This is a genomic window from Chromobacterium sp. Beijing (assembly GCF_021496765.1).
GTDB lineage: Bacteria > Pseudomonadota > Gammaproteobacteria > Burkholderiales > Chromobacteriaceae > Chromobacterium.
Genome location: NZ_CP053750.1, coordinates 1 through 18,780 on the forward strand (window position 1 = coordinate 1; position 18,780 = coordinate 18,780).

25 protein-coding genes, 1 tRNA gene and 4 pseudogenes are annotated in these 18,780 nt (G+C 63.5%); 15 read left to right on the forward strand and 15 right to left on the reverse strand.

The annotated features are described in order from the left end of the window. Positions 1–72: 72 nt before the first annotated feature. The 7 genes from HQN78_RS00005 (at position 73) to HQN78_RS00030 (ending at position 4,427) form a co-directional block, all read left to right on the forward strand. On the forward strand, positions 73–387 hold the full coding sequence (locus tag HQN78_RS00005; RefSeq protein WP_235087183.1) for a hypothetical protein: 315 nt from the start codon (positions 73–75) through the stop codon (positions 385–387). A gap of 496 nt (positions 388–883) precedes the next feature. Next, positions 884–1,345, forward strand: a complete 462-nt coding sequence (locus HQN78_RS00010) for a class I tRNA ligase family protein (protein ID WP_370646581.1) — start codon at positions 884–886, stop codon at positions 1,343–1,345. A 328-nt stretch (positions 1,346–1,673) separates the two neighbouring features. Continuing rightward, positions 1,674–1,895: a class I tRNA ligase family protein gene (locus tag HQN78_RS25730; RefSeq protein ID WP_370646623.1), complete on the forward strand. Its 222-nt coding sequence runs from the start codon at positions 1,674–1,676 to the stop codon at positions 1,893–1,895. After that, positions 1,822–2,709, forward strand: coding sequence for a methionine--tRNA ligase subunit beta (gene metG, locus HQN78_RS00015; protein WP_370646582.1), 888 nt, complete (start codon positions 1,822–1,824; stop codon positions 2,707–2,709). The genes HQN78_RS25730 and metG overlap by 74 nt, the downstream gene beginning before the upstream one ends. Positions 2,710–2,969: 260 nt before the next feature. Next, entirely contained in the window at positions 2,970–3,155 is a 186-nt protein-coding gene (locus tag HQN78_RS00020) for a hypothetical protein (RefSeq protein ID WP_019103612.1), read from the forward strand. A 428-nt stretch (positions 3,156–3,583) separates the two neighbouring features. Continuing rightward, the gene (locus tag HQN78_RS25735) at positions 3,584–3,853 is read left to right on the forward strand and encodes a VC0807 family protein (RefSeq protein ID WP_370646583.1); all 270 of its coding nucleotides are present in this window, start codon (positions 3,584–3,586) and stop codon (positions 3,851–3,853) included. 498 nt (positions 3,854–4,351) lie between these two features. Next, a tRNA-Met gene (locus HQN78_RS00030) sits at positions 4,352–4,427 on the forward strand. Between the two features lie 207 nt (positions 4,428–4,634). On the opposite strand, the gene HQN78_RS25375 is transcribed toward HQN78_RS00030, so the two are convergent. From HQN78_RS25375 to HQN78_RS00075, 11 genes and pseudogenes are all read right to left on the reverse strand, one after another. Continuing rightward, on the reverse strand, positions 4,635–4,760 hold the full coding sequence (locus tag HQN78_RS25375) for a hypothetical protein (protein WP_255701202.1): 126 nt from the start codon (positions 4,758–4,760) through the stop codon (positions 4,635–4,637). A gap of 62 nt (positions 4,761–4,822) precedes the next feature. Beyond that, positions 4,823–5,002 (reverse strand): hypothetical protein, encoded by a 180-nt coding sequence (locus tag HQN78_RS00035; protein ID WP_235087187.1) that lies wholly within the window; start codon positions 5,000–5,002, stop codon positions 4,823–4,825. A 263-nt stretch (positions 5,003–5,265) separates the two neighbouring features. Continuing rightward, a complete protein-coding gene (locus HQN78_RS00040; RefSeq protein ID WP_235087189.1) occupies positions 5,266–5,655 on the reverse strand; it encodes a LysR family transcriptional regulator in 390 nt (129 codons plus the stop codon). Positions 5,656–5,867: 212 nt separating this feature from the next. Beyond that, a pseudogene (locus HQN78_RS25740) lies at positions 5,868–6,077 on the reverse strand (hypothetical protein); the annotation flags it as partial. Continuing rightward, positions 6,076–6,195: pseudogene (locus tag HQN78_RS25745) on the reverse strand (histone deacetylase family protein); the annotation flags it as partial. The pseudogenes HQN78_RS25745 and HQN78_RS25740, both read right to left, overlap by 2 nt. 274 nt (positions 6,196–6,469) lie before the next feature. Then, positions 6,470–7,654: a M20/M25/M40 family metallo-hydrolase gene (locus HQN78_RS00050; RefSeq protein WP_370646584.1), complete on the reverse strand. Its 1,185-nt coding sequence runs from the start codon at positions 7,652–7,654 to the stop codon at positions 6,470–6,472. Continuing rightward, a complete protein-coding gene (locus HQN78_RS00055; protein ID WP_235087194.1) occupies positions 7,654–7,881 on the reverse strand; it encodes a hypothetical protein in 228 nt (75 codons plus the stop codon). Before HQN78_RS00055 ends, HQN78_RS00050 begins: the two co-directional genes overlap by 1 nt. An 81-nt stretch (positions 7,882–7,962) precedes the next feature. Next, on the reverse strand, positions 7,963–8,181 hold the full coding sequence (locus tag HQN78_RS00060; protein WP_235087196.1) for a hypothetical protein: 219 nt from the start codon (positions 8,179–8,181) through the stop codon (positions 7,963–7,965). Between the two features lie 90 nt (positions 8,182–8,271). Then, the gene (locus tag HQN78_RS00065) at positions 8,272–8,505 is read right to left on the reverse strand and encodes a hypothetical protein (protein ID WP_235087199.1); all 234 of its coding nucleotides are present in this window, start codon (positions 8,503–8,505) and stop codon (positions 8,272–8,274) included. Between the two features lie 190 nt (positions 8,506–8,695). After that, positions 8,696–8,833, reverse strand: a complete 138-nt coding sequence (locus tag HQN78_RS00070; protein WP_235087201.1) for a hypothetical protein — start codon at positions 8,831–8,833, stop codon at positions 8,696–8,698. A 78-nt stretch (positions 8,834–8,911) separates the two neighbouring features. Next, positions 8,912–9,217: a hypothetical protein gene (locus HQN78_RS00075; RefSeq protein ID WP_235087204.1), complete on the reverse strand. Its 306-nt coding sequence runs from the start codon at positions 9,215–9,217 to the stop codon at positions 8,912–8,914. Between the two features lie 467 nt (positions 9,218–9,684). Between HQN78_RS00075 and HQN78_RS00080 the strand changes: the two are divergent. Further along, positions 9,685–9,762: pseudogene (locus HQN78_RS00080) on the forward strand (hypothetical protein); the annotation flags it as partial. 56 nt (positions 9,763–9,818) lie between these two features. Beyond that, entirely contained in the window at positions 9,819–10,427 is a 609-nt protein-coding gene (locus HQN78_RS00085) for an NAD(P)-dependent oxidoreductase (protein ID WP_255701203.1), read from the forward strand. A gap of 254 nt (positions 10,428–10,681) precedes the next feature. Here the strand turns inward: HQN78_RS00085 and yaaA are convergent, their stop codons facing one another. Beyond that, complete coding sequence (gene yaaA / locus HQN78_RS00090) at positions 10,682–11,455, reverse strand: peroxide stress protein YaaA (RefSeq protein ID WP_107798427.1); 774 nt, start codon at positions 11,453–11,455, stop codon at positions 10,682–10,684. Positions 11,456–11,746: 291 nt separating this feature from the next. On the opposite strand from yaaA, the pseudogene dtd reads away from it, so the two are divergent. Next, positions 11,747–12,039: pseudogene (gene dtd, locus HQN78_RS00095) on the forward strand (D-aminoacyl-tRNA deacylase). A 3-nt stretch (positions 12,040–12,042) separates the two neighbouring features. Then, the gene (locus HQN78_RS00100; protein ID WP_107798429.1) at positions 12,043–13,122 is read left to right on the forward strand and encodes an FUSC family protein; all 1,080 of its coding nucleotides are present in this window, start codon (positions 12,043–12,045) and stop codon (positions 13,120–13,122) included. Between the two features lie 57 nt (positions 13,123–13,179). Here HQN78_RS00100 and HQN78_RS00105 read toward each other — a convergent pair whose 3' ends face one another. The 3 genes from HQN78_RS00105 to gloB all read right to left on the reverse strand — a co-directional run bounded on the left by HQN78_RS00105 (position 13,180) and on the right by gloB (position 16,081). After that, on the reverse strand, positions 13,180–13,569 hold the full coding sequence (locus HQN78_RS00105) for a LysM peptidoglycan-binding domain-containing protein (protein WP_235087206.1): 390 nt from the start codon (positions 13,567–13,569) through the stop codon (positions 13,180–13,182). After that, positions 13,506–14,990 carry a transglycosylase SLT domain-containing protein gene (locus tag HQN78_RS00110; RefSeq protein ID WP_235087208.1) on the reverse strand — a complete coding sequence of 495 codons (1,485 nt, stop codon included), beginning with the start codon at positions 14,988–14,990 and terminating at the stop codon, positions 13,506–13,508. The genes HQN78_RS00105 and HQN78_RS00110 overlap by 64 nt, the downstream gene beginning before the upstream one ends. 326 nt (positions 14,991–15,316) lie before the next feature. Further along, complete coding sequence (gene gloB / locus HQN78_RS00115) at positions 15,317–16,081, reverse strand: hydroxyacylglutathione hydrolase (protein ID WP_235087211.1); 765 nt, start codon at positions 16,079–16,081, stop codon at positions 15,317–15,319. Positions 16,082–16,094: 13 nt separating this feature from the next. Here gloB and HQN78_RS00120 point away from each other — a divergent pair, with 13 nt between their 5' ends. From HQN78_RS00120 to ispD, 4 genes are all read left to right on the forward strand, one after another. Further along, positions 16,095–16,820, forward strand: a complete 726-nt coding sequence (locus HQN78_RS00120) for a class I SAM-dependent methyltransferase (protein ID WP_107798432.1) — start codon at positions 16,095–16,097, stop codon at positions 16,818–16,820. Between the two features lie 46 nt (positions 16,821–16,866). Beyond that, positions 16,867–17,310 (forward strand): ribonuclease HI, encoded by a 444-nt coding sequence (gene rnhA / locus HQN78_RS00125; protein ID WP_081550245.1) that lies wholly within the window; start codon positions 16,867–16,869, stop codon positions 17,308–17,310. Between the two features lie 70 nt (positions 17,311–17,380). After that, positions 17,381–18,100 (forward strand): DNA polymerase III subunit epsilon, encoded by a 720-nt coding sequence (gene dnaQ, locus HQN78_RS00130; RefSeq protein ID WP_227104610.1) that lies wholly within the window; start codon positions 17,381–17,383, stop codon positions 18,098–18,100. Continuing rightward, on the forward strand, positions 18,097–18,780 hold the full coding sequence (gene ispD, locus HQN78_RS00135; RefSeq protein WP_107798434.1) for a 2-C-methyl-D-erythritol 4-phosphate cytidylyltransferase: 684 nt from the start codon (positions 18,097–18,099) through the stop codon (positions 18,778–18,780). The genes dnaQ and ispD overlap by 4 nt, the downstream gene beginning before the upstream one ends.

The window sequence follows — 18,780 nt, forward strand, 5'->3', positions numbered from 1 at the left end:
GGCGCCGTGGCGCACCAGCTTCCTGCTGATCGCCGCGCTGTCCTTCCTGGCCTTGCTGGCCTGATCTGGAAAATGCCGGAAACCACCCAGCCCAGCCACGAGAAACTGCCGCTGGCGCAGATGGGCCGCGATTATCTGAAAGTGTTCGGCAACGGCCGCTTCGTGCTGTCCGCGCTGTGCATCCCGCTGCTGGCGCTGCCGCTGATGGGCTGGATCGCCATGTCGCCGGTGCTGTTGGTGAATGATCTGCACATGAGCGCGCTGGAATACGGCCTGATGCAGCTGCCGGTGTTCGGCGGCCTGATCGCCGGCAATTTGGCGCTGGTGCTGGTGGCCGGCCGCTGGCCGCTGGGCCGTTCCGCGCTGATCGCATGTGGCCCATCGTGATCGGCCTCAGCCCTCCGGCGTGCTGTTGTCCGCGCATCCGCGCATGGTGGCATGGCTTGACGCTGATTCCGGCCGCCTGGCGTGTTGCCGTTTCGCGCTGATGTCCTCGACGCAAGGCAAGGCAGTTGTCCGCCAGCATGAGCCTGTGCTGCGGCTGGCGCACGCAGTGCGCAGGCTTCGCTTATCGCTCGCTTCGCTGTGGCATGGCGGCCTGGCCCTTTCGCTGGGGCGCTGGCGCGCGCGCAACAGGCCGGGCCAAAGGCAGCCGGAAAGCCGAGGCCAAGCCGGAGGCCCTGAGCCCGAACCCGGCCCGCTGCACGCCGGGCTTTGTCTTTGATGGCCGCCGTTTCCCGGATATCCGTCGTGACCGCCGGGGGCGACTGCCTCTATAATCGATCGTTTCAGATCGCACCTTTGGAACAATCCTAATGAGCAAACGCAAGATTCTGGTGACCAGCGCACTGCCTTACGCCAACGCGGGCTGCATCTGGGTCACATGCTGGAACAGATTCAGACCGATATCTGGGTGCGCTTCCAGAAGATGCGCGGCCACGAATGCTATTACGTCTGCGCCGACGACACCACGGCGCCCCATCATGCTGGCGGCGGAAAAACAGGGCATCACCCGGAACAGCTGGTGGACAGCGTGCGCGAACTGCACCTGGCGGATTCCCAGGGCTTCCTGATCGGCCACGACAACTACTACAGCACCAACAGCCCGGAGAACAAGGCGCTGGCGGAGCAGGTGTATCTGGCCTTGAAAGCCGACGACAAGATCGCCTGCCGCACCATCGAGCAGTTGTTCGACCCGGAAAAGCAGATGTTCCTGCCGGACCGCTTCGTCAAGGGCGAATGCCCCAAGTGCAGCGCCAAGGATCAATACGGCGACAACTGTGAAGTCTGCGGCGCCACTTACAACCACCGACTGAAAACGCGGCGCCGCGGCGGGCCGTGCTGAAAACGAGTTATTTCTGGCAGTGCGGTGGCGGGCAGGTGCGCGCCGACGGCGCGCAGCCGCATTGCAGCCGAATTGAACAAGCGAGTGGATTTCCGGCAGCTGGGACATCAGCCGCGACGCTTCGGCTTCGAATCCCCGCGCGCCGGCAAGTCCCGGTGCTCGGCCCATGGCTACAGCTTCAAGAACTGTGCGATCGCCTGAATTTCGACGAGGTTGGCAAGGACCAACCGAGACACAAGTACCACCCTGTACCACGCGCTCCCGGATGCTGCCGGCCTCCGCGCCCGGCGTGTTCGCCCACGGCTTCCTCACCGTGGACGGGCAGAAGATGTCCAAGTCGCGTGGCACCTTCATCCAGGCCAAGAGCTATCTGGATTGCGGGCTGAATCCGGAGTGGATGCGCTATTACATCGCCGCCAAAACTGAACGGCCGCATCGAAGACATCGATCTGAACCTGAACGACTTCGTCGCGCGGGTGAATTCCGATCTGGTGGGCAAGTTCGTCAACATCGCCAGCCGCTCCGCCGGCTTCATCGCCAAGCGTTTTGACGGCATGCTGGCCAGCCAGGTCAGCGACGGCGACATCCTCGCCAAGCTGCAGGCCGCCGCCGATGAACTGGCCGCCGCCTTTGAGGCGCGCGAATACGCCAAGGCGCTGCGCGACGTGATGGCGCTGGCGGACGTGGTCAACGCCTACGTGGACGCCAACAAGCCGTGGGAACTGGCCAAGCAGGAAGGCCAGGACGCGCGCTTGCAGGAAGTCTGCACCGTGCTGATCAACGCCTTCCGCCTGCTCACCATTTACCTGAAGCCGGTGCTGCCCAAGCTGGCCGAAGGCGTGGAAGCCTTCCTCGACGTGGCGCCGCTCGCCTGGAGCGACGCCGCCAACCTGCTGCTGGGCAAGAAGATCCACGCCTACCAGCACCTGATGCATGCGCATCGACCCGTGCTGATCGACAAAAGAGAAGCGAACAAACAGAATATGCAAGCCACCGCAGACACCCCGGCCGCCGCTCAATACGAGCCGCTGGCCGAAACCATCAAGATCGACGACTTCGCCAAGCTGGACCTGCGCATCGGCAAGGTGCTGGAGTGCAACTTTGTCGAAGGCTCGGACAAACTGCTGCAGTTCACCGTGGATATGGGCTTTGAGAAGCGCAACATCTTCTCCGGCATCCGCAAGGCTTATCAGGAGCCGGAAAAACTGGTGGGCCGCAATGTGGTGGTGGTGGCCAATCTGGCCGAGCGCAAGATGCGCTTCGGCGTATCGCAAGGCATGATCGTCTGCGCTTCCGGCCAGACGACAGCGAAGGCCTGTTCTTGCTGGACGCCGATCAAGGCGCCAAGCCGGGCATGCGCATAGGCTGAGCCGGTAGTTCCTAATCCTGACTGTTCTTTTTACTAGTTGGGTCCCGCGGCCCCTGCTGTCATATTGGCATGCAGGGGCCGCGTCATTTCGCGGCCCCGAAACCTTCACCGGGCTGTCATCTGAGGCTGTTACATTCACTGCAAGCCAAATGCGAAACATTCTCGTCCGGCTGGCGGAACTTTTGAAAATATGGTATGTCTCTAGATGAAATGAATTTTGAACAACCCAAAAAAAAGAAAAAGGAATGAACCATCATGAAAATTTCTCAACTGAAACCCGGCTACAAAATCCTTGAGCACAAGGACAGCGGCTCTACCATGCATTACGAAGTGGTCAGCATTCGACAGGTTGGCAAGATGTTTGAAGTGACTTTCAAGTCCGCCTTGGGCTTGGCCAGCGCCTTGTATCCCGCCAACGCCTTCATTCAGGCGGCCGCCTGATGCCACTCCCCTGCGTTTGTCCATTCCATTGCGCAGATTACAGATGAAGCCCCGCAAAATGCGGGGCTTTGTTTTTGGCCCGTCCTTTTTCTCCCCCTGCGAAAAACTCAAGTCAGGCAGTTGACGTTTCGATGCAAATGTTCATGCTTTTGCATTTGGCGCGTGCCGAAACGCGCAAAACTGATACTGGAAATCATCGTCAATTTCCTGCTGCTGCTACCGCTATGGCGAGCCGCGCTGGGGCGAAGCCGGGCGCTGATGTTTTTCCGCCTTGCCGCCGGTGCTGTGGAGCGTGATCGAGCTGTTGCGCTTCCGGCGCGTGGACGCTTTGAGCCTGCTGGTGTTGCTGGGCATAGGCTTGTCCTTGCTGGCCATGCTGCTGGGCGGCGACGCGCGCCTGCTGTTGCTGCGAGTCCCTGATCACCGGTTTGATCGGCTGCGGCTTTCTGCTGTCCCTGGCGCTGCGTCGGCCGCTGGTGTTCTATCTGGCGCGGGCGACCTTGGCGCGGGAATCGGAGCAGGGGCGGGAACGGTTCGAACAACTATGGCGCGCGGATGGCTTCAGGCGCGCCATCCAGCAAATGACGCTGTGGTGGGGCTTGGGCTTGAGCCTGGAGGCGGGCGGCGCGCTTATCTGGCCTGGACCTGGCCGGTGGAGCGTTTTCTGCTGGTGGCGCCCTTCATCAGCTACGGCGTGATGGGCGGGCTGTGCCTGATGACCTTGCTGTATAGGCGGAAGATGCGCCGCGAAGCCGCCGTGGCCATGGCCGCGCTTTGAAGCGGATCGCGGGCGAATAGACAAAAAAAAAGGGCCGCAAAAGCGGCCCTGAAGTTCCGTGATGAACACTTAGGAGGAAAGACACGGCTGCTTGTTTTGCGGCTTCGCTGGCAGTCGAAACCGCAGCGGCAATGTCTTCCAAAATGCACAAGATCGCGCCCGCATCGGCAGCGCCTGTTGGCAGACAGGCGCTGACTTCTCGGGCGCTCGGGGAGAACGACTGCGCTGACCTTGAGTTCACTTTAGACGGTCTTTGTTGATCAGGTGTGTGGTAGTAAAGATCAACTGTTAACAAGTATGAATCGTCTTGGTGCGAACTTTCCCCGCATCAGAAATCTTTTTTTCCAAAACGCTTGACCAGAAAAACGGGGCGGGGTATAGTTCGCTCCTCTGCACGAAACACAGCAGACAGATCAGACGCGGGTGGAGCAGTCTGGTAGCTCGTCGGGCTCATAACCCGAAGGTCGTAGGTTCAAATCCTGCCCCCGCAACCAAGTTAAAAAACCCGAAGCCAAACGGCTTCGGGTTTTTTGCGTTTTACTTTCCTTCTCGATTAAGCCAGTTCGTTCAACTGCCGGAAAATATCTTCCAGCTTCAGTTGCAAGGGCTCCAGCAGCGCCTGCACTCCGGGCCGGACAGCGCCCGGTCTTCATGATGGCCTAGCAGGCCGGCCAAGGTGGCCAGCGCGGCGTTGACTCCGCTCAGTTCCACCAGATTTTTGCTCCAGCGTCTTTTCCACTTGCGCCAAACGCGTGTTCCAATTGCGGCCATTCCGGCTGCGGCTCCCGCCGCAGCTGCTCCAGGTTCTGGCGGAGCAGTGTCAGCATCGGAATCGTCGCCGGCATGCTTGGGGATGGGCGTAAGGCGGCTTGGTCCATGAGTTTGCCTTTCAAATGCCGCTGACGGCGCCCAGTCGTTCACAGGGCGGGTAGGCCAGCATGAATGTCCGGAAAAATTTCAGGAAGGCGGTTTCCGCGACGCTGAGGCTGCGCTCGCGATGCCACATCAGGTAGATGTCGATATCGGCGACGCCTTGTTCCGGCGGCAGCCGCCATAAGCGCTGCTGCACAATGTCGTTGCGACGCTATGTTCCGCGCGCGCCGATGCCGTAGCCGGCGAAGATCATGCGGCGAATCTCGTCCAGGCTGGGAGAACTGGCGACGATGCGGCCGGTGAAGCCGGCTTGTTCGCGGAAAATGGTCAGCGGAGACAGTCAGTTGATCGCTGAAAAGCTGACGAAGTTTTCCGTGAAAGCCTGTGATGCCGGCCGCAATACAGCGCAAAGCGCTGCGGGAAAATACAGACTTGCTCTTTTCCAAGCCCGCTCCAGGCTCAGGGCTGCGAGCAGCGGTGATGATGCGGCGTCGCAGCACGCGCACATGCAGGCCCAGATTTGTTTAGTGATTCGATGCGGCTGATGGTGCCCCAGGGGCTCTCCATGCGCGCGACCAAGTTGCAGCCGGGAGCCGGCGATGCGAAACCCTCCTCCGGCCTTGCCGGGAAGTGCTGCGGCGAGCGCTGGCTGATCAGGCGCATGTTCAGATGTTCTTCCAGTCTTTGCAAGGAGCGGCTGATCGCCGGCTGAGTCAGGTGCAGGCGGGCGGCGGCGCGGCTGATGCCGCGCTCTTCGACGATGACCAGATAGGTGCGCAGCAGGTTCCAGTCCAGGGTGTCGTTAAGCCGGCCGAAGACGGCTTCCACAGTGTTGGCGCGCTTTTCCATGCGAGCCTCTCGCGCTCAGGGCCGCAGCAGGCCGGAGAAGAACTGTCCGGCGTTGCGGCCCAGGCTGTCCAGGTGATAGCCGCCTTCCTGCACGATGACGGTGGGAAGGCGCAATTGAGCGATCCGCCGACCCAGGCGGGCGAAGCCGGGCTGCTGAAGGCGATTTTGGATTGTGGGTCCTCCTGGTAGATGTCGAAGCCCAGCGACAGCACAAGGACGTCGGCCTGGAAGCGGTGGATTGCGGCACAGGCCGGTTCCAGTTGTCGGAAGAAGGCCTCTTCATCGCTGCCATGGGGCAGGGGCAGGTTCAGATTGTGACCCTGGCCGGCGCCTGCGCCGCATTCGTCGGCGAAGCCGGCCACCACCGGTAGAAATTGGTGGGATCGCCGTGGATGGAGACGAATACGTGTCGTCGCGCGCATAGAAGATGTCCTGAGTGCCTTGGCCGTGGTGCATGTCGGTGTCCAGGATGGCGATGCGAGGCAGGCGGGCGCAGGCTTTCCCGGCGATGGCGGCATTGTTCAGATAACAGAAACCGCCGGCGCCGTCGGACGGGCATGATGCCGGGCGGGCGACACAAGGCTAGCGAAGCGTTCTCCCGCCTGGACGGCGCCGCGGCCGAAACCGCGCTCTGGGCCGACCAATATGCGGCCAGCCAGGTGTCGCGCCAATCCGGGCAGCTGCCGTCCAGCTGGTGTTGGCGCTTGGGCAGGATGCCGGCCGGCGTTGGGCGAACGCACAAAGATATTGATATCAGTTCATCGCCCATTCGCCCTGCGGCGGCAAGCCAGGCCTCGTGCCCGTGCTGGAGAATTCAAGTAGTCGCGCTGATGCACCGCTTCGAGGGGCCATGCCGTGGTCGGCGCTGTGGAGCGGAATTGCCATTGACGCACCGCGGACAATAGGGCTCGATGCGCTGCGGCACTTCCTGCGCTTGGCGCATTTGGCCGCGAGACAGATAGCTTTGCGTTGATGCCGGCGTTGCAGCGGATGGAAAAAAGTTTTCATGAGCGTTGTCCTGGCGTTGGCGCGAGCCAGCACGCGTGGAGCAGCACATTGGCGCCCATGGCCGCATGCTCGGGTTCGATGGATTCGGCTTCGTTATGACTGATGCCGTCGCGGCAGGGATGAAGACCATGGCGCTGGGACAGTGGCGAGCCAGCACGATGGCGTCGTGGCCGGCGCCCTGACGATGTCTTGGTGGGATAGCCCCAGCCGGGCGCGGCCTCGGCCAGCAAGCGCTGGCAGCCGGCGTCGAACGGGTGGGCGGGCATGCCATAGCGTTTCGATGCGGGCGGCGATGCCGCGCGCCTGCGCGACGCCGCGGATCGCTCGCAGATGTCGTTGCCATGAGCTGCAGCCGGCGGCTCCGGGTGGCGCAAGTCCAGGCTGAATTGAACCTTGCCCGCACGGTGTTGCGCGAAGGTTTGCCTATCGTCAGCTGGCCGCAAGTCCACAAGGCTTGCGGGTAGCGGCTGGGCGCGTCGTTCTCCCATTGCGTCAGGATGGCGGCCGCCGCCTGCAGCGCGTCCCTGCGGTATGTCCGAGGGGTGTTCCGGCTGGGCGCCGGCGCCTTCAAGCTCCGCCTCCAGCCACAAGATGCCTTGTCCGCCGCTGACCACGCCGATCGGCAGCCGCCGCGACTCAAGAACCGGCCTTGTTCGATGTGCGCTTCGAAATAGGCGTCCGGCATGGGCCGGGCGTTGCGCGCGGCCCTGACAGCCGCTGGCCTGCAAGGCGGCGGCCAGCGTGACGCCCTGGCTGTCGGCGGCGCGCAGCGCCTGTTCCACGGCAATTCGCCGGCAAACACAGAGGAGCCGAGCATGGCGGGCGCGAAGCGCGCGCCTTCTTCATTGGTCCAGCAGGCGATCTCGAGCGGACGTCGCGTTTCGACATCATGGTCGTTCAGCGCGCGAATCACTTCCAAGGCGGCCAGCACGCCGTAGACGCCGTCAAAATTGCCGCCTTCCGGCTGGCTGTCCAGATGGCTGCCCATCATCACCGGCGCCAGTTCGGCGCAGCGTCCCCGGCGGCGGGCGAAGAGATTGCGACGGCGTCGCTCTCCAGGCTCAGGCCGGCTTGCTGGCACCAAGTGGAGAACTGCCGCCGGGCGGCGACATCCTCGGCGCTGAGTGCCAGGCGGCAGACGCCGCCGCGGCCGGTGGCGCCGATTTGAGACATGGCAAGCAGGCTTTGCCATAGGCGGGCGGAGTCTATGTTCAGCATGGAGGGGCCCCTCAGGCTTGGTCTGCATGGAGGTGGCGCAGCGGTCCAGCGCCACGACGGACAGCAGGGAGACGGCGGACATCAGTGAATAGAATATCGCCAGCGGCCACCATTCGCCGTGGTAGCGCTGGCCAGCATGGTGCCTATCAAAGGCGTCAGACCGCCGGCGATGGCGCCGCAGACTTGGTAGGACAGGGAGATGGCGGTATAGCGCACCCGGGTTTCGAAGATACCGCTGACGAAGCCGGCGATCACCGAGTAAAAGCTGGCCATGCAAATCACGCAGATGGCGATGCCCATCACCATCAACCAGCATTGCCGCTGGCCGCGCCTTGCTTGACCAGCACGAACATCGGATAGGGGACAGGATGGCCAGCGCCGCGGCGATTTTCAGGAAGCGGGCGGCGCCGAATCTTTGGCCCAGCCAGGCGGCCAGCGGCTGGATGGCGAATTGAATGAAGGCGACGTAGAACAGACAGGCCAGAATCGCGGATTGGCCAGGCCCAGGTATTCGGTGGTGAACACGATCATGAAGGTGTTGGTGAAATAGACGCCGGCAATGCCTATGGTGTTGGCGCCTATGCACAACAGCAGCAAGGGCCAGGCCTTACGAACCACCTCCAACAGCGGCGCGGCGCTGGCGGCCCGCTGTTGGCGGCTGGTTTCAAACTCGGGGATTCGTTCACGCCCAAGCGAATCAGCAGGCCGATCAGCAGCAGGCCGGCGCTAGCGAGGAAGGGCAGCCGCCAGCCGTAGTCCAGCATGGCCTGCGGCTCCATGGCGGTGACCCACTTGAAGGCCAGCAAGGACAGGATCAAGCCGCCGGGCTGCCGAGTTGGGCAAAGGAGGCGAACAAGGTGCGGCGTTGGCGGCCGGCGTGTTCGCCGGCGATCAGCACCGCGCCGCCCCATTCTCCGCCTACGGCGACGCCTTGCAGCACCCGCAACGCCACCAGCGCGACGGGCGCCCAAAGGCCGATCTGCTGGTAGGTAGCAATAGCCGATGCAGACGGTGGCGATCCCCATCAGCATCAGGGTGATGACCAGGGACTTTTTGCGGCCCAGCCTGTCTCCCAGGTGGCCGAAGACGATGCCGCCGAGGGACGGGCGAAAAAGCCGACGGCGAAGGTGCCAAGCGCGGCCATGCGGCTGAGAAAGGGATCGCCGGGAGGGAAGAACAACTGGCCGAACACCAGGGCGGCGGCGGTGCCGTAGATGTAGAAGTCGTACCATTCGATCATGGTGCCGACAAAGGCGGCCAGTCCGGCGCGCGCCGGTTGACGGGCGCCTGGGGCAAGCTGCCCGGATTTGCTATTACCTGAAATAATATTTTCCATGTCGGTGGTCCGCCTTGGAGAGGGTTGATCGTATTGCCGGCAAGGTGAATTTATTGCGCACAGAGCAGGTGTCGTCAAATCATCAATATGCATCCAGGCTATTACTGTGGTTCATATTTTCCGGCGTCCTCGTCGTCGCGGTGTCGAGAGGGAGGCTGTTGCTGGATGCCGCGCTGCCTTATAGTGCTTTCATCCATCCGCATTCAGGAGCCGCAGCATGCGCATTGCCGTTTTCGACGCCAAGAATTACGACCGCCACGCGCTGGAGGCCGCCAATCAAAGCCACCATCATCAATTGCAGTTTTTCGAACCGCGTCTGAATCTGGACACCGTGGGCCTGGTTCAGGACGTGGACGCGGTCTGCCCCTTCGTCAACGACAGGCTGGACGCGGCGGTGGTGGCCAAACTGGCGCGGCGGGGTGAAGCTGGTGACTTTGCGCTGCGCCGGCTACAACGGCGTGGATCTGGTGGCCTGCCGCCGGCACGGCATCGCGGTGACCCGGGTGCCGGCCTATTCGCCGCACGCGGTGGCCGAGCACGCCTTCGCCTTGCTGCTGGCAGTGGTGCGCCGCATCCACAAATCCTATACCCGGGTGCGGAGATGGATTTTTCCTTGGACGGACTGGTGGGTTTCGATTTGCACGGCAAGACCATGGGCGTGTTGGGCGCCGGCCGTATCGGCCAGGCCACGATGTCCATCGCACGCGGCTTTGGCATGCGGGTGCTGGCTTACGATCTGTATCCCAACGCCGAGCTGGCGGCGAGCCTGGGCTGCGAGTTCGTGTCCTTGGAGGAGGTCTGGCGGCAGGCGGACGTGATCAGCCTGCATCTGCCGCTGACGGCGGAGAGCCGGCATGTGGTCAATCGCGAGACGCTGGCGCGGATGAAGCCGGGCGCGGTCTTGATCAATACCAGCCGCGGCGGACTGATCGATACCGCCGCCTTGCTGGAGGCCTTGAAGGCCGGGCGCTTGTCCGGTGTGGGCCTGGACGTGTACGAGATGGAAGAGGGCGTGTTTTTCGAGAACCTGTCGGAAAGCGGGCTGCAGGACGATCAGCTGGCGCGGCTGCTGACTTTCCCCAATGTGCTGGTGACTTCGCACCAAGGCTTTCTGACGCGCGAGGCGCTGATGAATATCGCCGACACCACCTTGGGCAATGCCGGCGCTTTCGAGCGCGGAGAGGCGCTGGTCAACGCCGTATCCGCCTAGTTGGGGCTGCTAAGAAAACTGCGCAGAGAAGCTGAGCCAAGGCGTGCCGACGCAGGCAGTACAAGTCCTACGACAAGAAGGCGCAACGCAGGATCAGCGATGCTGTTAGCGGGTCTTAGCGTCTGTTTACGATTTCGCGAGCCAGAGCGAGACAAGGCGTTGAGGCTGAGAAAGCGGAATGTACGGGGGTACATGAGCATTTCGAAGTGGTTTTCAACGCCGTATCGCTGAAGCGCAGCAGACTTTAGAGGTTCTTAGGGCAGGTCGCGGCGGAACACCCAGTTGAGTTCGCTGGAGGCCGCCGCATCGAAGGCGTAGCCGGCGCTGTCGAAGTGCTTGAGCTGCTCCGGCTGGCTGACCTGATGCAGCGCGGCCCAGCGCGCCATCATGCCGCGCGCGCGCTTGGCGTAGAAGCTGATGATTTTGTACTGGCCGTTCTTGCGGTCCTGGAACACCGGGGTGATCAGGCTGCCGTTGAGCTTGGCCGGCTTCACCGCCTTGAAGTATTCCTCCGAGGCCAAGTTCACCAGCACCGGGTCTTTTCTTTGCTCCAGCACCGCGTTCAGCGCGTGGGTGACGGTGTCGCCCCAGAACTCGTACAGGTTTTTGCCGCGCGGGTTGCTCAGGCGGGTGCCCATCTCCAGCCGGTAGGGCTGCATCAGGTCCAGCGGCCGCAGCGCGCCGTAGAGGCCGGACAGGATGCGCAAATGGTTTTGCAGATAGCTCATCTGCCCCGGCTCCAGGCTGGCGGCGTTCAGGCCTTCGTAGACGTCGCCCTTGAAGGCCAGCACCGCCTGTTTGGCGTTGGCCGGGCTGAACGGCGCTTGCCAGTCGTGGTAGCGGCCCACGTTCAATTGGGCCAGCGCGTCGCTGATGCTCATCAGCTTGCCGATTTCCAGCGGGCTCTTGGCGCGCAGCACCTGAATCAGTTCGGCGCTGTGATGTAGAAAGTCCGGCTGGGTGTAGTGATCGGTGGCGGCGGGGGTGTCGAAGTCCAGCGTCTTGGCTGGGGAGATGACCATCAGCATGAGGCGAATCCTTATTGAGCAACCGTCATTGTACTGGACTGCGCCGGGCTTGGCCGTCGTCGTGACCGGCGGCGCGCTTGGCTCTAGAATGCAGGCCGGGATTTGAATCTATGATGGTCTGGCAAGGAGAGGACATGCGGGTATTGGTGCAAAGGGCGAGGCAGGCGTCGGTGACGGTGGAAGGGCGCGTGACCGGGAGATCGGTCCCGGCCTGCTGTTGCTGGTGGGCATTGAGGAGGAAGACGGGCGGAGGATATCGCCTGGCTGACGCGCAAGCTCAGCCAACTGCGGATCTTCAACGACGAGGCCGGCGTGATGAACCGCTCGGTGCTGGATTGCGGCGGCGAGGTGTTGGCGGTCAGCCAGTTCACCTTGTTCGCCAGCACCAAGAAGGGCAATCGGCCGTCGTATTCGCGCGCGGCGCGGCCGGAGCGCTCCAGCCCCCTGTTCGATCAATTTGTCGCCTCGATGGCGCAGACCTTGGGCAAGCCGGTGCCCACCGGGTGTTTGGCGCGGACATGCAGGTGGCGCTGGTCAACGATGGTCCGGTGACGATCTGGCTGGACAGCAAGACGATGGAGTGAGAGATGGAAGGCAGCCGCTGGCGCTCCTGGCGCATTCTGCTGACGCCGTATTATCTGAACCTGTACGCCCGGCAGGCGCATGTACTGCGGGTGGCCGCGGCGTTTTTGGTGGGTTTGGCCTTGAACCTGTTGTTCGAGATACCGCATGGCAGCTGGATGCTGGTGACCATTCTGATCGTGCTGGGCAGCGTGCCGCACTGGGGCGGGGTAAGGCGCAAGGCCTTGCAGCGCATGGGCGGCTCTTTGCTGGGGGCGGCGGCCGGCCTGGTGGCCATGGCCTTGTACCGCCATTCGCCGCTGTCCTGCTATCTGTGGATGACGGCGCTGGTGATGCTCAGCGCCTGGTTCGCGCTGGGCAAGGGCGAGTATCTGGCGCTGCTGGTGGGGCTGACCATGGTGATTGTCGCCGGCCTGGGCAACGAGCCGGTGGAGGCCGCGCTGTGGCGCGGCTTCAATGTGCTGGCCGGTTCCCTACTGGGCTTGGTGGCCGCGGGCCTGTTTCCTTTGCGGGCGATAGACAGCTGGCGTTTTTTGCTGGCGGATAATTTGCGCGAAGCGGCCACCCTGTACAGCAAGATCGCGCGGCGGCGCGAGGTGGACGCTGGCCTGGCGCTGGAGCGTTTCAACAGCCGCTTGATCCGCATGCGTGCCTTGGTGGCGGCGGCGGTGCAGGAGTCCGGCCTGCCCGCGGCGGGTTTCGACGCCATCCAGCGGCGTCAGCGCGCGCTGTGCAGCTTGCTGGACCGGATGGGCGAGGTGGCCCAGAACACGCCGGCCCTGAGCGACGGCGCCGAGCAGCGCCGCGCCATCGTGCGTACGCTGATGCGCGCCGCTCACGGCATGCGCTTCAATCAGCCGGCGATGTTGGCGGAGGTGCTGAGCGAGGCGGTCAGTCCGCTGGCGCTGGACAAGCCCTCGTATTGCCACTGGCTGACCGCGGAGTTCAATCTGGTCGCCGAGCATTTGCGCGAGGATTTGGCGCTGCTGCTGCCCAGCCTGATGCAGGTGCCGCCGCCCAGCCGCGGGGTGCTGCTGATGGTGTGGCACTGGCTGAGCAGCGCCAGCCAGGGGCGCAGCCGCTAGCGGCGGACATGAAAAAAAGCCAGGGCGAGCCCTGGCTTTTTTTTGCGGCCCAAGTCCTTACAGGCCCTGGATGCGCACTTTCTGGCCCGGCTGCAGCCGGGTCAACTGGCGGGAATCGTTCCAGCGCTGGATGTCGTTGTGATTGACGCCGAAGCGGCGGGCGATGCTGAACAGGGTGTCGCCGCGCTGCACCACGTATTCCGCCGGCACGCTGCCGGTGGCGCGCTGGTTGATCTGCAGGCCGCTGACTTTCAGCAAGGCGTCTTGCTGAGCCTGGCTGGCGCGGCTGTCCGCCAGCAGGGTCACGCTCTTGTCCAGGGTTTTGTTGACGTTGAGCACCTGGCCGACCAGAACGGTGTTGGAGTCCAACTGATTGGCCGTTTTCAAATCGTCCAGACTAAGGTTGAAGCGACGGGCGACGCTGTACAGGGTGTCTCCCGCGGCCACGGTGTAATTGCCGTCGGCGTCGGCCGTGGCCGTTGTCGCGGGTGCGGCCGCCACGAGGACGGTTTTGGCCGGGCCGGCGGGGCTTCCGGCGCTGCCGCCAGGGCGGGAGCGGGCTGGACGGCGACCGGCGGCGTCTGAACCTGAGCGACGGGGATGGCTTGCGGGACGGCTTGGGCCGAGGCGACCATCACCGCCGGCGCGGCGCGCGGCGTTTCCGCCTGCGCCAACAGGGTGGCGCTGTCGCCGCTTTCCGGCAAGGCGGTGTCGGTGGCGTCCAGCGGACGGATATCGCGCTGATCCTTGCTTATCGCCACCAGCACCGGCTGGCCGGCCTTGAGCGAGCTGCTGCTCAGATTGTTGGCGCTCATCAATTGGCCGGCGCTCATGCCGTGCTCGCTGGCGATCAGGCTGACGTTGGCGTCCGCGGGCGGAGTGTAGACTTCCCAAGTGAGCAGCGGCTTGTCCCACTTGGCCAGATTGGCTTGGAACTTATCGGCCTTGGCCGCCGGGATCAGCATCTGGCGGCCGTTTTTGTGCGCGTATACCGGCAGGTTGAAGGCCGGGTTCAGTTCTTTGAATTCACCGATGGACACGCCGGCCAGCTTGGCGGCGATGTCGATATTCATGTGCTTGCCGGTGGAAACCGCGACGAAATAAGGCTTGTTGGGAAATTTGTCCAGGCGCACGCCGAACTTGGCCGGATCGTTGAGGATGTTGCGCACCGCCAGCAACTTGGGCGCGTAGTTGCGCGTTTCGTTGGGCATGCGGATGTTTTCGTACGTCACTTCCTGACCGCTGGCCTGCAGCCGGGCGATGGCGCGGGAGACGTTGCCCTCGCCCCAGTTATAGGCGGCCAAGGCGATATTCCAGTCGCCAAACTGTCCGTACAGGTTTTCCAGGTAGTCCAGCGCGGCGCGGGTGGCTTCCATCACGTCGCGGCGGCCGTCGTACCACCAAGTCTGTTCCAGACCGTAGTGGCGGCCGGTGGCCGGCATGAATTGCCACAGGCCGGAGGCGCCGACATGGGATTTCGCGGTGGGAACGAAGGCGCTTTCCACCAGCGGCAGCAGCGCCAGTTCGGTGGGCATGCCGCGGCGCTCCACCTCGTTCATGATGTGAAACAGATATTTTCTACTGCGGTCCAGCGTGCGGCGGAAGTATTCCGGCTTGCTGGCATAAAAGCGTTCCTGGCGGCGCACGATGTCGGCGTTCACTTCCGGCAGTTGGAAGCCTTCGCGCGCGCGCTCCCAGACATTGTCGCCGTTGCGAAGCAGGCTGGAGTTCAGCAGCATCATGTCCAGGCCGGAGGCCAGGCCCTCGTCCACGCCGACGGATTGGCGAAACGCCCCGTCCGCGTGCGCGGCGGAGGCAAATAAAAAAGCAAATGACAGCGAAAGTGCCAACGGGGTGAAGCGATTCATTTGGCGGGCCCGGAATTCTGATTTCGGCTGATGCTAAACAGCCAACATAGGGGTGTCAACCAAAAAACCAAATAACTTCATGTGCTTTGCTGACATATAGGCCATGCAGACTGTCCTGCGCCAGTTATTTTTAACAGTGGCGCTCAGGATTCAGTTCCTTGTCATGGTTTGAGGGGCCGTTCGCGGTAGGCCGCGCGTAGGCGATACGGCCTTGAAAACCGTTTTGAAATACGAATGGACCGCGACGCGCTTTCCGTTTTTCCCGTCGTTTTCCCTGCCGTTTTCGCCGTGTTTCGCCTTGGCTTGCAAGATTGTGAACAAATCCCTCAGAAGCGATTTTTCCACTCGCGCAGCGCGGAAAAGACCTCGACAACATCATTAAGCGGCTGGCCGCTCCAGTGCGCGGCGGACTGGCGCACCGCCGGTTCATGCGCGCGCAGAAAGGGATTGCTGGCGCGTTCCAGGCTGATGGTGGAGGGCAGGGTGGGCAGGTTCTGCTCGCGCAGCTTCAGGTCTCGGCTCATGCGGATGGCCAGCACCGGGTTGCCCGGCTCCACCGTCAGCGCGAAGCGCAGATTGGCCAAGGTGTATTCATGGGCCGGATAGACCTTGGTGGCGTCCGGCAGCGCGGCCAGCTTGGCCAGCGAATCGTGCATTTGCCGCGGCGTGCCTTCGAACAGCCGGCCACAGCCGGCGCCGAACAGGGTGTCGCCGCAAAACAGCGCGTCGTCGATTACATAGGCCAGGTGGTTCAGCGTGTGGCCCGGAACTTCCAGCACCGCGGCCGCGCCGAAGGAGAGCTCGACGCGGGCACCGTCCATCACCGGGCGGGAGACCGAGGCGATGTCGGCCGGGCCGTAGACGGCGGCGTCCGGCCAGCGCGCGGACAGCTCGGCCACGCCGCCGATGTGGTCGGCGTGGTGATGGGTGATCAGGATGGCTTCCAGTTGCAGTCCTTCCCGTTCCAGGAAGGCGGCCACCGGCGCGGCTTCGCCCGGGTCGACCACGACAGCGCGGCCGCTGTGATGCAAAACCCAGATATAATTGTCACTGAAGGCCCCTACCGGGCTGACGGTGTATTTGGCTGGCATAAGGCTTCTCTCGATGAAGAATTCGTTTAGCGACTGGCTGAGCTCCAGCGAATTGGGCTGTTATCTGCTGGAGCGCGAGCAGGCTTATTTCGACCGCGCCGTCGCCGACGTGTTCGGCTTTCATGCGGTGCAGCTGGGTTTGCCGGAAGTCGATTTCCTGCGCGCCAACCGCATTCCCTGGCAGTGCCGCGTTTCGGATTCCGGACCGGCGCAGATTCTGTGCGCTCCGGAGCAACTGCCGTTCGAAAGCCGCAGCCTGGACCTGCTGGTGATGCCGCATGTGCTGGATTTTACCACCGTGCCGCATCAGGTACTGCGCGAAGCCGAGCGCGTGCTGATGCCGGAGGGCCGCCTGATCCTCACCGGCTTCAATCCGGTGTCGCTGTGGGGCGTGCGCCGACTGGTCCAAGGGCGCGAGAACGCGCCGTGGAGCGGCAACTTCCTGTCGCTGGTGCGCATCAAGGACTGGCTGACCCTGCTGGAGCTGGAGCCCGCGAGCGGAGGCTTCATGGGCTACGCGCCGCCGTTCTCCCGCTGCGACTGGGTGCAGCGTTTCCGCTTCATGGAGCGGGCTGGGGACCGCTGGTGGCCGCTGGCCGCCGGCGTGTACGGCATCGAGGCGATCAAGCGCCAGCGCGGGATGCGCTTGATCCTGCCCAATTGGAAGCAGGGCAAGGCCAAGGCCGGCCTGGCGGTGGCCGCCGGCAACGAGCGCCATCACAGCCACCGGGAACCATGAAACAACACAGCAAGCGGGGCGCGAGCCCCGGCAATGACGAGACAGCATGACGACTGAAGACAAGGTAGAGATGTATACCGACGGCGCCTGCAAGGGCAATCCGGGACCGGGCGGCTGGGGCGCTTTGCTGCGCTTCAAGGGCAAGGAAAAGGAAGTGTGCGGCGGCGAGGCCAACACCACCAATAACCGCATGGAGTTGCTGGCGGTGATCAAGGGCCTGGCCACCTTGAACCGGCCGTGTCAGGTGGTGGTGTACACCGACTCCCAATACGTGCAAAAAGGCATTTCCGAATGGATCCACGGCTGGAAGGCGCGCGGTTGGAAGACCGCGGCCAAGGAGCCGGTGAAGAACGCCGATCTGTGGCAGCAACTGGACGCCGAGCGCAACCGCCATCTGCATGTGGAGTGGCGCTGGGTCAAAGGCCACGCCGGCCATGAGTTCAACGAAAGGGCCGATCAGCTGGCCAACCGCGGCGTAGAGCTGGCCTGAGCCGGCCGCGTCCGCCCTTCTTCTGAAGTCAGAGCGACGCCGCCGCCGGCGGCCGCCGCCAGGATAGCGCATGAGACAAATCATTCTCGATACCGAAACCACCGGTCTCGAACACGCCCAAGGCCATCGCATCATCGAATTCGCCGGCCTGGAAATGATCAACCGCAAGCTGACCGGCAAGCATCTGCATCTTTACATCCACCCGGAGCGAGACATCGATCCGGACGCCCAGCGCGTGCACGGCATCTCGCTGGAGTTCCTGGAAGGCAAGCCCAAGTTCCGCGAGGTGGCCGAGGAAATGGCCGACTTCCTGCGCGACGCGGAACTGATCATCCACAATGCGCCGTTTGACGTCGGCTTCCTCAACGCCGAATTCGAAAGAGTGGGCCTGCCGTCGATCAAGAACCTGTGCGCCAATGTGATTGACACCCTGCGCGAGGCGCGCGACCAGTTCCCCGGCAAGCGCAACAGCCTGGACGCCTTGTGCGACCGCTTCGAGATCGACCGCTCCAACCGCACCTTGCACGGCGCGCTGGTGGACTGCGAGCTGCTGTCCGAAGTCTATCTGTGGATGACCCGCGGCCAGGAAAGCCTGGTGATGGACATCGACGTCGATCTGCCCGGCGGCCAGCACGGCGCGATGGATTTTGAGCGCAAGCCGCTGATCGTCAAGCGCGCCAACGAGCGGGAGCTGGCCGATCATCAAAGTTATTTGAACGATCTGGACAAGTCGGTGAAGGGCAGCTGCCTGTGGCGCAGCCTGGAGACGCCGGCCGGAGAGGGCGCGTGAGCCGCTATCTGGCCTTGGTGCCGGCGGCCGGCCACGGCAGCCGCTTCGGCGCGCCCAGCCCCAAGCAATACCTGCAATTGAACGGCAGGCCGCTGATGTGGCACACCCTGCAGGCGCTGGCCGCGGTGCCCGCCGTGGAGACGGTGGCGGTGGTGATCTCTCCTTGCGACGAGTGGTTCGACGATTTCGACTGGGACATCCCCAAGCTGCAAGTGCTGCGCGCGGGCGGCGTCAGCCGCGCCGAGAGCGTGCGCAACGGCCTGGAGGCGCTGGACTGCGCCGACGACGACTGGGTGCTGGTGCACGACGCCGCGCGCTGCTGTCTGACCGCGGACGCGGTGGAGCGGCTGCTGGCCGAGGTGGGCGACGATCCGGTGGGCGGCCTGCTGGCCCTGCCGGTGCCGGACACCGTCAAGCGCGCCGACGCCGAACAGCGCGTGGCGGTCACCGTTTCCCGCGCCGGCCTGTGGCTGGCGCAAACTCCGCAGATGTTCCGCCGCGGCAAATTGCGGGAAGCGCTGCAAGGCGGCGATCTGGCGGATGTGACCGATGAAGCCTCCGCCATTGAGCGCTGCGGCGGCAAGCCGCGGCTGGTGGAGGGCGACGCCCAGAATTTCAAAGTGACTTATCCGCGCGATCTGGCCTTGGCGCGCGCGGTGCTGGCGGCAAGAAAGGATTGA